Annotated in this window: 12 protein-coding genes; 2 read left to right on the top strand and 10 right to left on the bottom strand. The window is 66.6% G+C overall.

Going from position 1 to position 13,849, the window contains the following annotated elements; genetic code table 11:
- Positions 1 to 188: 188 nt before the first annotated feature.
- On the top strand, positions 189 to 1,811 hold the full coding sequence (gene treA, locus PDM28_RS05880) for an alpha,alpha-trehalase TreA (protein WP_311184141.1): 1,623 nt from the start codon (positions 189 to 191) through the stop codon (positions 1,809 to 1,811).
- A 4-nt stretch (positions 1,812 to 1,815) separates the two neighbouring features.
- On the opposite strand, the gene PDM28_RS05875 is transcribed toward treA, so the two are convergent.
- The 7 genes from PDM28_RS05875 to murJ form a co-directional block, all read right to left on the bottom strand.
- A complete protein-coding gene (locus PDM28_RS05875) occupies positions 1,816 to 2,529 on the bottom strand; it encodes a lysoplasmalogenase (RefSeq protein ID WP_311184140.1) in 714 nt (237 codons plus the stop codon).
- A complete protein-coding gene (locus PDM28_RS05870) occupies positions 2,526 to 4,409 on the bottom strand; it encodes a M61 family metallopeptidase (protein ID WP_311184139.1) in 1,884 nt (627 codons plus the stop codon). Before PDM28_RS05870 ends, PDM28_RS05875 begins: the two co-directional genes overlap by 4 nt.
- 82 nt (positions 4,410 to 4,491) lie before the next feature.
- On the bottom strand, positions 4,492 to 5,442 hold the full coding sequence (gene ispH, locus PDM28_RS05865) for a 4-hydroxy-3-methylbut-2-enyl diphosphate reductase (RefSeq protein WP_102944027.1): 951 nt from the start codon (positions 5,440 to 5,442) through the stop codon (positions 4,492 to 4,494).
- Positions 5,443 to 5,475: 33 nt separating this feature from the next.
- Positions 5,476 to 5,994: a signal peptidase II gene (gene lspA, locus PDM28_RS05860; protein ID WP_102944028.1), complete on the bottom strand. Its 519-nt coding sequence runs from the start codon at positions 5,992 to 5,994 to the stop codon at positions 5,476 to 5,478.
- Positions 5,994 to 8,825: an isoleucine--tRNA ligase gene (ileS, locus tag PDM28_RS05855; protein ID WP_311184138.1), complete on the bottom strand. Its 2,832-nt coding sequence runs from the start codon at positions 8,823 to 8,825 to the stop codon at positions 5,994 to 5,996. Before ileS ends, lspA begins: the two co-directional genes overlap by 1 nt.
- On the bottom strand, positions 8,822 to 9,769 hold the full coding sequence (locus tag PDM28_RS05850) for a bifunctional riboflavin kinase/FAD synthetase (RefSeq protein ID WP_311184137.1): 948 nt from the start codon (positions 9,767 to 9,769) through the stop codon (positions 8,822 to 8,824). Before PDM28_RS05850 ends, ileS begins: the two co-directional genes overlap by 4 nt.
- Positions 9,770 to 9,897: 128 nt before the next feature.
- Positions 9,898 to 11,502: a murein biosynthesis integral membrane protein MurJ gene (gene murJ / locus PDM28_RS05845; RefSeq protein ID WP_311184651.1), complete on the bottom strand. Its 1,605-nt coding sequence runs from the start codon at positions 11,500 to 11,502 to the stop codon at positions 9,898 to 9,900.
- A gap of 116 nt (positions 11,503 to 11,618) precedes the next feature.
- Here murJ and rpsT point away from each other — a divergent pair, with 116 nt between their 5' ends.
- Entirely contained in the window at positions 11,619 to 11,888 is a 270-nt protein-coding gene (gene rpsT, locus PDM28_RS05840) for a 30S ribosomal protein S20 (RefSeq protein ID WP_017354922.1), read from the top strand.
- 166 nt (positions 11,889 to 12,054) lie between these two features.
- Here rpsT and cgtA read toward each other — a convergent pair whose 3' ends face one another.
- The 3 genes from cgtA to rplU form a co-directional block, all read right to left on the bottom strand.
- A complete protein-coding gene (gene cgtA / locus PDM28_RS05835) occupies positions 12,055 to 13,104 on the bottom strand; it encodes an Obg family GTPase CgtA (RefSeq protein WP_102944032.1) in 1,050 nt (349 codons plus the stop codon).
- 143 nt (positions 13,105 to 13,247) lie between these two features.
- Positions 13,248 to 13,508: a 50S ribosomal protein L27 gene (rpmA, locus tag PDM28_RS05830; protein ID WP_070209175.1), complete on the bottom strand. Its 261-nt coding sequence runs from the start codon at positions 13,506 to 13,508 to the stop codon at positions 13,248 to 13,250.
- A gap of 15 nt (positions 13,509 to 13,523) precedes the next feature.
- Positions 13,524 to 13,841, bottom strand: coding sequence for a 50S ribosomal protein L21 (gene rplU, locus PDM28_RS05825; protein WP_102944033.1), 318 nt, complete (start codon positions 13,839 to 13,841; stop codon positions 13,524 to 13,526).
- Positions 13,842 to 13,849: the final 8 nt, after the last annotated feature.

Genomic DNA, 13,849 nt, shown 5'->3' with positions numbered 1-13,849 from the left:
CCGGTCACACCGACCGGCAGGCTCAAACAACCCTGAAATGAGCGACATCCTTGGAGGCACGCCACTCCCCAGCGGCGTGCCCGATCGGGATGGTAGCGGGTCCTGCAGACGGCGTGAAGATCGCGCGCCGCACCGTGCGTTGACGCATACGCCCTTACAGTCGGGCTGATGCCCTTCGGACACCGCCCATGAACTCACGTCCCCGCTTGGCCGGCCTGTTGCTGGCGTCGCTGCTGTATTCCGCGGTTGCCGCCGCGCAGGCGCCTGCCCAGGCCCCGCAGCCGCCGGACCTTCAGTGGCAACCCTTGTTCCAGCAGGTCCAGCGGACTCACCTGTTCAAGGACCAGAAGACCTTTGCCGACGCGGTGCCGCATCAGGATCCGGATGCGCTGCTGGCGGAGTGGACGCGGGCCCAGGTGCAGCCGGGGTATGCCCTGCCCGCCTTCGTGGCCGACCATTTCACGGTGCCCGCCGAGGGCACGCCATTTGTGCCGCCTGCCGGTGAAACCCTGCGCGCGCATATCGAGGGGTTGTGGCCGGTGCTGACCCGGAGCACGGAGACGGTGGATCCGCGCGGGTCGCTGCTGCCGTTGCCCAAGCCGTACGTAGTGCCGGGTGGGCGCTTCCGCGAGGTGTACTACTGGGACAGCTATTTCACCCTGCTGGGCCTGGCTTCCAGCGGGCGCTGGCAGCAGGTGCGCGACATGGTGGACAACTTCGCGTGGCAGCTGGACCAGTACGGGCGTATTCCGAACGGCAACCGCAGTTATTACCTGAGCCGGTCGCAGCCGCCGTTCTTCAGCCTGATGGTGGACCTGCTGGCGACGCATGAGGGCGATGAGGCGTATCGCCGCTATCTGCCGCAGCTGCGCACGGAGCATGCGTTCTGGATGCGTGGGGCGGAGGGTTTGACGCCGGGTGCAGCCAGTGAGCGCGTGGTGCGGATGAATGATGGCAGCCTGCTCAACCGCTATTGGGATGCGCGGGCGGTGCCGCGTACGGAGTCGTGGACGGATGACCTGGCCACGGCGGCGACGGTGCCGGATCGGGCGCCTTCGCAGGTGTATCGGGACCTGCGTGCCGGGGCGGAGTCTGGATGGGATTTCAGTTCGCGCTGGCTGATGCATCCGGCGGAGCTGGGGAGCATTCATACCACCGAGATCGTGCCGGTGGATTTGAACAGTCTGCTGTTCCATCTGGAGGTGACGTTGGCGCGGGCAAGTCGCGTTTCTGGCGAGCGTGCCGAGGCACGTGATTTCCAGCGGCAGGCGGAGCAGCGCAAGCGGGCAATCAATACGCTGCTGTGGGATGAGCGGCAGGGGTGGTATGCGGATCGGGATATGGAACGCGGTACGCCCCGGCCTGCGTTGACGGCGGCGGCGTTGTTTCCGTTGTGGTTGCAGGTGGCCGATTCGACGCAGGCGCGACGTACGGCGGATGCGGTGCAGGCGCAACTGGTGCGCGCGGGTGGGTTGTTGACCACCACGGAGAACACGGGGCAGCAGTGGGATGCGCCGAACGGGTGGGCGCCGTTGCAGTGGGTGGCGGTGGATGGGTTGCAGCGGTATCGGCAGGACGCGTTGGCGCGGCAGATCGGGGTGCGATTCCTGCGGACGGTGCAGACGGTTTATGACCGCGAGGGGAAGTTGGTGGAGAAGTATGTGGTGGACGGGTCTGCGGGCGGTGGGGGTGGCGGGGAGTATCCGCTGCAGGATGGGTTTGGGTGGAGTAATGGGGTTACGTTGGCGTTGTTGGATCGGTTGTGTGCGGAGGGGAAGCGGTGTGAGAGTGCGGGGGATGTTGGGGAGTGATCACTCAATCGCTTGCCGAGCGCGCTATGCAGTACTGCGCTGCGTAGTAGGTGGCGAGTATGCACAGGGATGCCAGGGGCAGGCCGCCGCCGAAGCGGTCCCAGGCTAGGGTGCAGTCGCTGATCACGAAGAGCACGGCGCCGAAGGCGGCCCAGTTCGTGCCGGCGGCTGTATCGGTGGAGTTGGGTGACCACGCGCGGGCCAAGGCGAGTGTGGCCATCAATGCGAGCACTACTACGTAGACGACGACCGGAATGCGTAGATCGCCGGGCAACAGCGGCCATAGGCCGGCCAAGTTGATGCCGGCGAACAGGGCGAGGAGTGCGCCTGCCAGCACCAACCCTTTCCCTGCCGTGAAGCCTGCACGGAAGGCGACGATGTAGCAGATGTGCGCGAGCAGGAAGGCGATCAGGCCGGGGACGAAGGCGTCGAAGGGAAGCATCAGAGCGATGTCGCCGATGCAGGAGAAGCCCATGCCGAGCAGGATGGCGCGGCTGTATGTTCGGGCGGTGATGGGGTGCGAGGTTGCCGGCCGGCGGCCGGCACTACGGGGTTCCGGTGCGTTGTTTTTCAGGGTTTGCCAGACTATTGCGGCTATCAACAGCGTGGTGAGCGGCTTGGCTACCCAATGCAGCCAGCGGCCGTCGCCGTCGAGCGACGCGCCGATGATGGCGGCTGTCGCCGCCAGCAAAATCGGCACGTCGCGGCGCAGGTTCACCGCGCCTTCCACAGCTCGGCCAGGCGGTCGGGCTTGCCGGCGATGCGCTCGAGCTTCGGATACTGCAGGCCGCCGTGGTAGTCGAGCTTGACGGTGTCGATGTGGTCGAAGTTCTTCACCAGCAGGGTGAGCGGTGCCTTGTCGGTCTTGGCTGCGGTCACGGCGTCTTTGAGGTCTTCGCCCTTGAACACGCGGCCGTTGAGTGCGAGCACGGTCATGCCCGGGGAGAGGCCGGCGTTGAAGGCGGGGCTGTCCCAGAGCACGTCGCTGATGGCGCCGGCGTCATTCACGGCCAGGCCCAGCGAGTACAGCAGGTTGGTGTTCTTGGCGCGGGTTTCCTGCGCCTTGAAGGCGTCGTTCGGGGTGTCGGTGTAGACCAGCTTCCAGCCCGCTGCTTCCAGCCCGCCGGTGAGCGGGCCGTGGCCGTCCAGGCGCTCGCGCAGGAAGCTCGCCCAGTCGTACGGAGCGATGCCGTTCAAGGTGCTGACGACTTCTTCGAACGTATACGGGTTCACGTTCCAGTCGCCGTCTTTCATGCCGAAGAACGCCTTGGCGAAATCGTCCAGGCTGCGCTTGTTGCCGGTGAGCGCGCGCAGCTTGCCTTCCACCTCCAACCACACCATCTGGCCGCCGGAGTAGTAGTCCTCGCTCATCTGGTAGTTGCGGTACGCCAGCGCGCGGCGCTGGGCGATGGTGGGGTCGTTGGTGGTGTCCTGCAGGTTGCGCCACGACAGACCAGGGCGACCGCGATCATAGGTCGCCGCTACGTTGGCGAGCATGTCTCGGGTCTGGTCGGTGGTCCACAGGCCCGAGCGCGCGGACAGCACATGGCCCCAGAACTGGGTCTGGCCTTCGTACAGCCAGAGCAGGCTGTCGCCCATGGGCACGTTGAAGTTGGCGGTGGTGAGGTCGGCGCCACGGCGGTACTTGCCGTTCCAGGAGTGGTTGAACTCGTGCGGCAGCAGGTCGCGGCCGAGCCAGGTCTTGTCCCACTCGGTGAAGTAGCCGGTGTCGCCGCTGTTTTCGCTGGAACGCTGGTGTTCGAGGCCGATGCCGCCGAGCTTGTCGGTCAGGGCCAGCAGGAATTCGTAGCGGTCGAAGTGGCGGGCGCCGTAGAGCTTGTAGATCTGCTGCACCAGCGCGCGATGGGCCTGCACTTGCTCGGGCTTGGCGACCAGCGATTTGGCGTCGTCGGCGAACACGTTGAGGTGCACCGGGACCTTGGCGCCGGGGTCGAGGTCGAACTGCTGGTAGTGGCGGCCGGCGTACAGCGGGGAGTCGACCAGATGGTCGTAGCTGATCGGCTTGAACACCACGGTGTCGCCGTCGCGGCGCTCGGTGTCCAGCGCGGTGGCGTAAGCCCAGCCGGGCGGCAGGGTGACGCTGGCCTGGGCCTGGATGTTGCGGGTATTCACGCCCGCCGGGTAGAGCGAGTTGGCGATCCACTGCAGGTTGAGCATTTCCGGGGTCATCACCACCCGGCCCTGCCCTGCGCCCTGCGAGGAGAGGAATTTGAATTCGGCGACGACTTCGCTGGCGCCCTGCGGTACGTCCACGGTGAAGGCGTACACGTTGTACGGGTCGCGCTTCCAGGTGAGTGGTTTGCCGTTGGCGGTGACCACCAGACCGGCGACCTTGTCGACCGGGCCGCTGGGCGAGTGCGCGCCGGGCAGCCATTGGGGGTACAGCAGGGTCAGCGGGCCGGGTTGGGCCGGCACGGTGGCCTTGACCTTGAAGATGCGGCGGCCGATGTCGCGTGCGTCCACGTCGATGCGCAGCAGGCCCGGGAAGGCGACGTCCTGCGGCGGTGGCGTCTGCGCGTGGGCACCGGTGGCGGTGGCGGCGAGAAGCACGGAGAGGACGGCGGCACGCAGTTTCATCGGGCGAAGGTTCCGGGGGCGAAACGTTCGATCCTAGACCTCGGGGGTGTGCCGCCCCATGGCCAAAGGTCACGGTTGGGGATCAGCTGATCAACCGCAACCGCAATTCCTTCGGCAGCGCGAACACCATCGATTCCGGCTCGCCGTCGAGTTCGCCGACGCCGGTGGCGCCCAGTTCCTTCAAGCGCTCGATCACGCCATCCACCAGCACCTGCGGCGCGGAGGCGCCGGCGGTGAGGCCGATATGCTTCTTGCCTACGACCCAGGCCGGGTCGATCTCATGCGCGCCGTCGATCAGGTACGACTCCACGCCATCACGGCGGGCCAGTTCGCTGAGGCGGTTGGAATTGGAGCTGTTCGGCGAACCGACCACCAGCACCAGGTCGCAGCGCTTGGCAAGGTCGCGCACGGCGTCCTGGCGGTTCTGGGTGGCGTAGCAGATGTCGTCGTTCTTCGGCCCCTGCATCGCCGGGAAGCGGGTGCGCAGGGCGTCGATGATGCCGCGGGTGTCATCCACCGAGAGCGTGGTCTGGGTGGTGTAGGCGAAGTTTTCCGGCTGGTTCAGTTCCAGCGTGGCCACCTGCTCCACGTCTTCGACCAGGTAGATGTGGCCGCTGCCGGCTTCCTGCTTCCACTGGCCCATGGTGCCTTCCACTTCCGGGTGACCGGCGTGGCCGATCAGCACCACGTCGCGGCCGGCACGGCAGTGACGGGCGACTTCGAAGTGGACCTTGGTCACCAGCGGGCAGGTCGCGTCGAACACCTTCAGGCCACGGCGCTCGGCTTCCTGGCGCACGGCCTGGGACACGCCGTGCGCGCTGAAGATCACGGTGTTGTTGTCCGGCACTTCGTCGAGCTCTTCGACGAAGATCGCGCCGCGCTGCTTGAGGTCGTCGACCACGAAGCGGTTATGCACCACTTCATGGCGCACGTAGATGGGCGCGCCCAGTGTTTCGATCGCGCGCTTGACGATCTCGATCGCACGATCGACACCGGCACAGAATCCACGCGGGTTGGCGAGCAGCACATCCATCAGACAGGTCTCCCGGCAGCGGCCGGCAAGGGGTTACGGGTTGGCATTATCCGCCTTTTTGGCGGTCTTGCCGTCGAACAGGCCGAACACGGCGATACCGATCGCGCCGACCACGATCGCCGCATCGGCGATGTTGAACGCGGGCCAGTAGTGCTCGCCCACGTACCACTGGATGAAGTCGACCACATGGCCGTGCACCTGGCGGTCGATGACGTTGCCGATGGCGCCGCCGATCACCAGCGCGTACGGCACCGCGCTGCGCCAGTGGGCGCGCGGGGTGCGCGAGAGCCAGAACGCCATCAGGCCGCTGATGCCCACCGCCAGGGCGGTGAAGAACCACAGCTGCCAGCCACCGGCGTCGCTCAGGAAACTGAACGCTGCACCGGTGTTGTAGGTGCGGTACCAGTTCCAGAAGCCGTCGATGACCGTGACCGGCTGGAACTCGGGCAGGCTGGACAGCACCCAGGCCTTGCTCCACTGGTCCAGGACGATGACCGCTGCGGAAAGCAGCAGCCACACCAGCGCGCTGGGACGCGGACGCGGGGCGGCCATCAGAACCACTTCCGGTCTTCGCCGGCACCGTCGACGTTGCTTGCGCAACGGCCGCACAGTTCCGGGTGGGCGGCCACCGAGCCGATGTCGGCGCGGTAGTGCCAGCAGCGTACGCACTTCTGCTTGGTGGTCGGCTGGGCGCTGACGAACACCTCGTCGGTGGTCGCCGGACGCACGCTGACGTCGCCGCTGATGAACAGGAAACGCAGCTCATCGGCCAGCGGCTGCCAGCGCACGGCGGTTTCCTCGCTGGCGGCAACCGTGATCTCCGCTTCCAGTGCAGCACCGATGGCACCGTTGGCGCGCATCGGCTCAAGCACCTTGGCGACCTGCTCGCGCAGGGCCAGCAGCTGATCGAAGTCGGCCGCGTTCAACGGGGCATCGGCCGGCAACGGGGCCAGGCCTTCGTACCAGGTGGCGAACAGCACGTTGTCCTTGCGCGCGCCCGGCAGGTAGCCCCACAGCTCGTCGGCGGTGAACGTCAGGATCGGCGCCACCCAGCGGGTGAACGCTTCGGCGATGTGGTACATCGCGGTCTGCGCCGAACGGCGGCCACGCGAGTCGGTCGGCATGGTGTACAGCCGGTCCTTGGTCACGTCCAGGTACAGCGAACCGAGGTCGACGCTGCAGAAGTTCAGCAGCAGCTGCACGATCTCGGCCATGTTGTAGCCGGTGTACGCCGCCTTGATCTTCTCCTGCACTTCCCAGGCGCGATGCACGATCCAGCGGTCCAGCGCGACCATCTCGGCCGGGGCCACCAGGTGCGCGGCCGGGTCGAAGCCGTCCAGGTTGCCGAGCAGGAAACGCGCGGTGTTGCGCAGGCGCCGGTAGGCGTCGGCGTTGCGCTTGAGGATTTCCTGCGACAACGACATTTCATTGCTGTAGTCGGCCGAGGCGATCCACAGGCGCAGGATGTCCGCGCCCAGGGTCTTCATGATGTCCTGCGGCTCGATGCCGTTGCCCAGCGACTTGGACATCTTGCGGCCCTTCTCATCCACGGTGAAGCCGTGGGTGAGGCACTGCTTGTACGGCGCATGGCGGTCGATGGCCACGCCGGTGAGCAGCGAGGACTGGAACCAGCCGCGGTGCTGGTCGGAGCCTTCCAGGTACAGGTCGGCCGGCTTGCCGAAGCCACGCGCGGCGAGCACGCCTTCATGGGTGACGCCGGAGTCGAACCAGACATCGAGGATGTCGGTGACCTTCTCGTAATGCGCGGCTTCATCGCCGAGCAGTTCGGCGGCGTCCAGCGCGTACCAGACGTCGATGCCGCCCTGCTCCACGCGATCGGCCACCTGCTGCATCAGTTCAACGGTGCGTGGATGCGGCTCGCCGGTTTCGCGGTGGGTGAACAGTGCGATCGGCACGCCCCACGTGCGCTGGCGGCTGATGCACCAGTCCGGGCGGCCGTCGACCATGCTGCCGATACGCGCCTTGCCCCAGCTCGGGAACCAGCCCACGCTGTCGATGGCGGCCATCGCGTCGCTGCGCAGGTTGGCCTTGTCCATCGAGATGAACCACTGCGGGGTGGCGCGGAACACCACCGGGGTCTTGTGACGCCAGCAGTGCGGGTAGCTGTGCACGATCTCGACGAAGGCGAGCAGCGCGCCGGAGTCGCGCAGCACGTCCACGATCAGCGGCTGCGCCTTCCACAGGTGCACGCCGGCCAGCACCACCTCGCCCGCCGGCGGGGTGGACGGCAGGTACACGCCGCGACCGTCGACCGGGTTGATCTGGCCGGCGTTGTAGTTGTCCATCAGCCCGTACTGCTGGCTGACCACGAAGTCTTCCTGGCCGTGGCCCGGCGCGGTGTGCACCGCACCGGTACCGTCTTCATCGGACACGTGCGCGCCGTTGAGCAGCGGGATGTCGCGCTGCGGGTAGAACGGATGGGCCAGCAGCAGGTTTTCCAGCGCGGCACCGGCGGCATGACCGTGCGCGACCACGTCTTCCACGCCGTAGCGGCGCAGCGCGCGCTCGGCGAGGCTGGCGGCGATCACCAGCCAGCGGCGCTTGCCGGCATGTGCCGGGCCTTCGACCAGCGCGTACTGGATGTCCGCACCGAGCGACACCGCCAGCGAGGCCGGCAGGGTCCACGGCGTGGTGGTCCAGATCGGCACGGCTACTTCGACATCGGCCGGCAGGGTCACGCCGAAGCGCGCAGCCAGCTGCGCGCTGTCGCGCGCCACGTAGGCCACGTCGATGGCCGGCGAGGTCTTGTCCTGGTATTCGATTTCCGCTTCGGCCAGCGCCGAGCCGCAGTCGAAGCACCAGTGCACCGGCTTGGCGCCGCGCACGATGTGGCCGTTGGCGAAGATCTTCGACAGCGCGCGGATCTCGTTGGCTTCGAAGTCGAAGCTGAGCGTCTTGTACGGGTTGTCCCAATCGCCGATCACGCCCAGGCGCTTGAAGTCGCGGCGCTGCAGCTCGATCTGCTCTTCAGCATACTCGCGGCACTTCTGGCGGAACTGTTCGGCATCGAGCTTGACGCCGACCTTGCCCCACTTCTTTTCGACCGCGATTTCGATCGGCAGGCCATGGCAGTCCCAGCCGGGCACGTACGGCGCGTCGAAGCCGGCCAGGTAGCGCGACTTGACGATGATGTCCTTGAGGATCTTGTTGACCGCATGGCCCAGGTGGATCTGGCCATTGGCATACGGCGGGCCGTCGTGCAGCACGAACAGCGGGCGACCCTGCGCGTTGTCGCGCAGGCGGGCGTACAGGCCCTCGTCTTCCCAGCGCGACAGAATGCCCGGCTCGCGCTTGGGCAGGTCGCCGCGCATCGGGAATTCGGTTGCCGGCAGATGAAGGGTGGCTTTGTAGTCCTGGCTCACGCAGTGGCTCGCAATCTGTGTTCGGAAAGGATGCGACGCGCCTGATCGGCGTCGCGGTGCATCTGGACGGTCAACGCCGCCAGGTCTTGGAACTTTTCTTCGTTGCGCAGCTTGGCGACGAATTCGACTTCGATGTGGCGGCCGTACAGGTCGCCCTGGAAGTCGAACAGGTGCGCTTCCAGCAGCGGCTCCACGCCGTCCACGGTGGGACGGGTGCCGAAGCTGGACACCGACGGCCACGGCTGGTCGAACACGCCGTGCACCCAGGTGGCATAGATGCCGGCCAGCGCGGGCGTCTTCGGGAAGCGCAGGTTTGCGGTCGGGAAGCCCAGGGTGCGGCCGAGCTGGCGCCCGCGCACGACACGGCCGCTGATCGTATACGGGCGACCGAGCAGGTCTGCGGCACGGTTGAAATCGCCTTCGCGCAGCAGCTGGCGGATGCGGGTGCTGGAAATGCGGTCGCCGTGCAGGTCCACCGCTTCGATCTCACCGGCGCTGAAGCCGAGCGTCTCGCCCATGGCCTGCAGCAGGGCCAAGTCGCCGCGACGGCGGTTGCCGAAGCAGAACTCCGGGCCGATCCACACTTCGCGCGCGCCCAGGCGCTGGGCCAGCAGCTGCTCGACGAAGGCTTCGGCGGGCATGGCGGCCATGCGCGCGTCGAAGCGCAGCAGGCCGATGGCGTCCACGCCGCACTCGCGCAGGATCGCCACCTTGTCGCGGGCCAGGGTCAGCCGCGGCGGCGGTTCGCCTTGGGCGAAGTACTCGCGCGGCAACGGTTCGAAGGCCACGGCCACGGCGGGCACGCCGAGCGCGCGGGCACGCGCCACCGCATGCCGCACCAGCGCGCGATGGCCCAGGTGCAGGCCGTCGAATGCGCCGATGCAGACTACGCTCCCTTGCGGGAACAGGGGCTTGCCTTCGATGGATCGGAACAAGGTGCTCATCTGATCGAGATCCGGCCCACCCGGGCCAACGTATTGCAATGCATGACCCTCAAGTATAGCCGGGCGTTGGGAGGAAGCAGCCACGCAGGGCGTGGCTCTACCGGAGGTGGTGGCGAATGGGTCTTCGATCAATGCTCGCGCAGGTGGCGCGGGCGGAAGCCCATGGCGACCAGGGCGACCAGGTAGGTCAGGCCGCCGCCGCCGACCAGCAGCGTGAGGTTGCCGATCCGGTGCCACTTGTCCATGCCGGTGAAGCCGGGCATCTGCCCGCGCAGCACCAGCAGCACCGCGACCATGGCCCCGCAGGCCAGCACCAGCCGGGCGACGTAACCGCCCCACCCTGCCTTCGGCTGATAGACGTCGGTCTTGCCCAGCCAGTACCAGAGCAGGCCCAGGTTCAGGTAACTGGACAACGCGCTGGCAATGCCCAGCGCGAGGTGCAGGCCGGGCTGCTTGCCCAGCGCGACCCAGACGCCCTGCGCCTTGAGCGCTTCGGGCACCATCACCTGGTACAGGATTGCCAGCAGGATGAAGTTGAAGACCATGTTGGCGACCAGCGCGACCAGGCCGGCACGCACCGGGGTGCGGGTGTCCTGGCGGGCGTAGAACGCCGGCAGCACCACCTTGAGCAGGGCGAAGGCCGGCAGCGCCAGGCTCAGGCCGTACACCGACAGCGCGGTCATGCGGGTGTCGAAGGCGGTGAACTGGCGGTACTGGAACAGCGTGGCGATCAGCGGCTCGGCCAGCAGCAACAGGCCGAGCATGGCCGGCACCGCGATCAGCAGCGTGGTGCGCAGGCCCCAATCCAGCGCGCTGGAGAAGCCCGCCTTGTCGGTGCTGACATGGTGGCGGGCCAGCGCCGGCAGGATCACCGTGCCCAGCGCCACCCCGAACACGCCCAGCGGCAGTTCCAGGAAGCGGTCGGCCAGCGACAGCCACGACTGCGAGCCGTCGGTCAGCTTGGCCGCGATCACTGTGTCCAGCAGCAGGTTGATCTGCGCCACCGACGAGCCGAACAGGGTCGGCACCATCAGGGTCAGCACCTTGCGCACGCCGGGGTGGTTCCAGCCCCAGCGCGGCAGGGTCAGCAGGTTGATGCCCTTCAGCGAAGGCAGCTGGAACAGCAGCTGCAGCATGCCGGCCGCCAGTACCGCCCAGCCCAGCGCGAGGATCTGCTTTTCCGGGGTGCCGCCCAGCCGCGGCGCCAGCCACAGCGCACCGGCGATCATGCAGACGTTGAGGATCACCGGGGTCAGCGCCGGCATGGCAAAGCGCTGGAAGCTGTTCAGCGCCCCGCCCGCCAGCGCGGTGAGCGACACGAACAGCAGGAACGGGAAGGTCAGCCGGAACAGGTCGACCAGCAGGCCGTGCTTGGCCGGGTCGGTCTCTACCCCGCTTGAGAACAGGGTGGCCAGCTGCGGCGCGAAGATCAGCGCCAGCGCGGTCACCAGCAGCAGCACCGCACCCAGGGTGCCGGCCACGCGCGACATCAACTCGCGCAGCTCTTCATGCGAGCGGGTTTCCTTCACTTCCGTGAACACCGGCACGAACGCGGTCGCGAATGAGCCTTCGGCGAACAGGCGGCGCAGGAAGTTGGGCACCCGGAAGGCGACCCAGAAGGCGTCGGTCACCGCATTGGTGCCGAACGTGGTGGTGATGAACTGGTCGCGGACCAGCCCCAGCACCCGTGAAATCATGGTCATGCTGCTGAAAGACAGCAGCCCGCGCAACATCCTTGGTGAACTCACCCGTGTTTCCTCTTGACAATTGACTTGACGTACATTTTTCGAGCCATCATACTTTCCAGCTTGCTGTTCCCATTACACCGATTTTTCAGGAAACCACCACTGTGGCCAATATCAAGTCCGCCAAGAAGCGCGCCAAGCAGACCGTCGTGCGCAACGCGCGCAATACGGCTCAGCGTTCGATGCTGCGCACCGCTGTCAAGAAGGTGATCAAGGCTCTGGATGCCAACGATGCCGCCGGCGCCGAGGCAGCCTTTGCCGTCGCCCAGCCGATCCTCGACCGTTTCAGCTCGCGTGGTCTGATCCACAAGAACAAGGCCGCTCGCCATAAGAGCCGCCTGACCGCCCGCATCAAGGCCCTCAAGGCTGCCTGATCCGGCGCAACGCCGCGCCACGCGCGGCGTGCGGTGAAAGAACCCGGCCCAGGCCGGGTTTTTTGCGTTGAGGTTCATGCGCAGCCGGGCAGAGCCCGGCTCTACGCGATGGGCGCCACAGAAAAACCCGGCCGAAGCCGGGTTTTCCATGAAAGCGACGGCAGCGTCAGAGCGCGTTGCGCGCATCCGCTTCGTCTTCCTTCTGGCGGTCGAAGAACGCCATGATGTTGGTCATGATCGGCCAGGTGCCTTCACGGCCCAGCGCCGAGACCAGGTACCACGGCTGGGTCCAGCCCAGCTCGGCGATGATCTTCTCGGCCGCGGCCTTGGCCTCGTCCTCGAACATCAGGTCAGCCTTGTTCAGCACCAGCCAGCGCGGCTTTTCCAGCAGCTCCGGGTCGTGCTTGGCCAGCTCGCGCTCGATCGCACGGACCTGCTCGATCGGCGAGATTTCCACGCCGCCTTCCATCGGGGAGATGTCCACCAGGTGCAGCAGCAGGCGGGTACGCTGCAGGTGGCGCAGGAACTGCGCGCCCAGCCCGGCCCCGTCGGCCGCACCTTCGATCAGGCCGGGAATGTCGGCGATCACGAAGCTGCGGTAGTTCTCCACGCGCACCACGCCCAGGTTGGGGTAGAGGGTGGTGAACGGGTAGTCGGCCACCTTGGGGGTGGCAGCGGACACGGCGCGGATCAGGGTGCTCTTGCCGGCATTGGGGAAGCCCAGCAGGCCCACGTCGGCCAGCAACTTCAGCTCCAGCTTGAGCAGGCGCTCTTCGCCCTCCTCGCCCGGCAGCGACTGGCGCGGCGAGCGGTTGGTGGAGCTCTTGAAGTGCATGTTGCCCAGGCCGCCCTTGCCGCCCTTGGCCACCAGCAGGATGTCGTCATGCTGGACCAGGTCGCCGATGACTTCGTCGGTGGCGACGTTGATGATCACGGTGCCGACCGGCACGGTGATGATGAGATCTTCGCCGCCCTTGCCGTAGGCCTGGCGGCCCATGCCGTTCTCGCCGCGCTGCGCCTTGAAGATGCGCTCGTGGCGGAAGTCGACCAGGGTATTGAGGTTTTCGTCGGCGCGGATGTACACGCTGCCGCCATTGCCGCCGTCGCCGCCGTCCGGGCCGCCCAGCGGAATGAACTTCTCGCGACGGAAACCGACGCAGCCGTTGCCGCCATTGCCGGCGGTAACCTGGATTTCTGCTTCGTCTACAAGTTTCATGATTCTGGATGCCACCTGGAGGCGGTAGGCACGGAACGCGCCCGACCGCAGAGTCTAACGTGAAAAACAAAAGCCCCGCCGAGGCGGGGCTTTCGCAAGCGGCCCCACGCCTAGGCGGGGGCGACGCCCGGGTGTCGCGAAGCTCAGGCTTCGGCGACGACGCTGACGGTACGACGCTTCTTCGGGCCCTTCACCGAGAACTCCACCTTGCCGTCGACCAGCGCGAACAGGGTGTGGTCACGGCCGAGGCCGACGCCGGCGCCCGGATGGAACTGGGTGCCGCGCTGACGCACGATGATGTTGCCGGCATCGATGGCCTGGCCACCGAAGATCTTGACGCCGAGGTACTTCGGGTTGGAGTCGCGACCGTTGCGCGATGAGCCTACGCCCTTTTTATGTGCCATGACTGCTTCTCCTGATTACTTGCTGCCACCGGCGATGCCGGTGATCTCGATTTCGGTGTAGTACTGACGGTGACCCTGGCGCTTCATGTGGTGCTTACGGCGACGGAACTTGATGATCCGGACCTTGTCAGCACGACCCTGGGACACGACCTTGGCGGTGACCGAGGCGCCCTTCAGCGCGTCGCCCAGCTTGATGCCGTCGCTGTCGCCCAGCATCAGGATTTCGTCGAACTTGATCTCGTTGCCGACTTCGACTTCGAGCTTTTCAACGCGGAGCGTTTCGCCCTGCGCCACGCGGTATTGCTTACCGCCGGTTACCAGTACTGCGTACATGACCAGAC

It is taken from the genome of Stenotrophomonas aracearum (assembly GCF_031834615.1).
Lineage (GTDB): Bacteria > Pseudomonadota > Gammaproteobacteria > Xanthomonadales > Xanthomonadaceae > Stenotrophomonas > Stenotrophomonas aracearum.
This window is presented reverse-complemented; position numbering and strand designations above follow the sequence as displayed.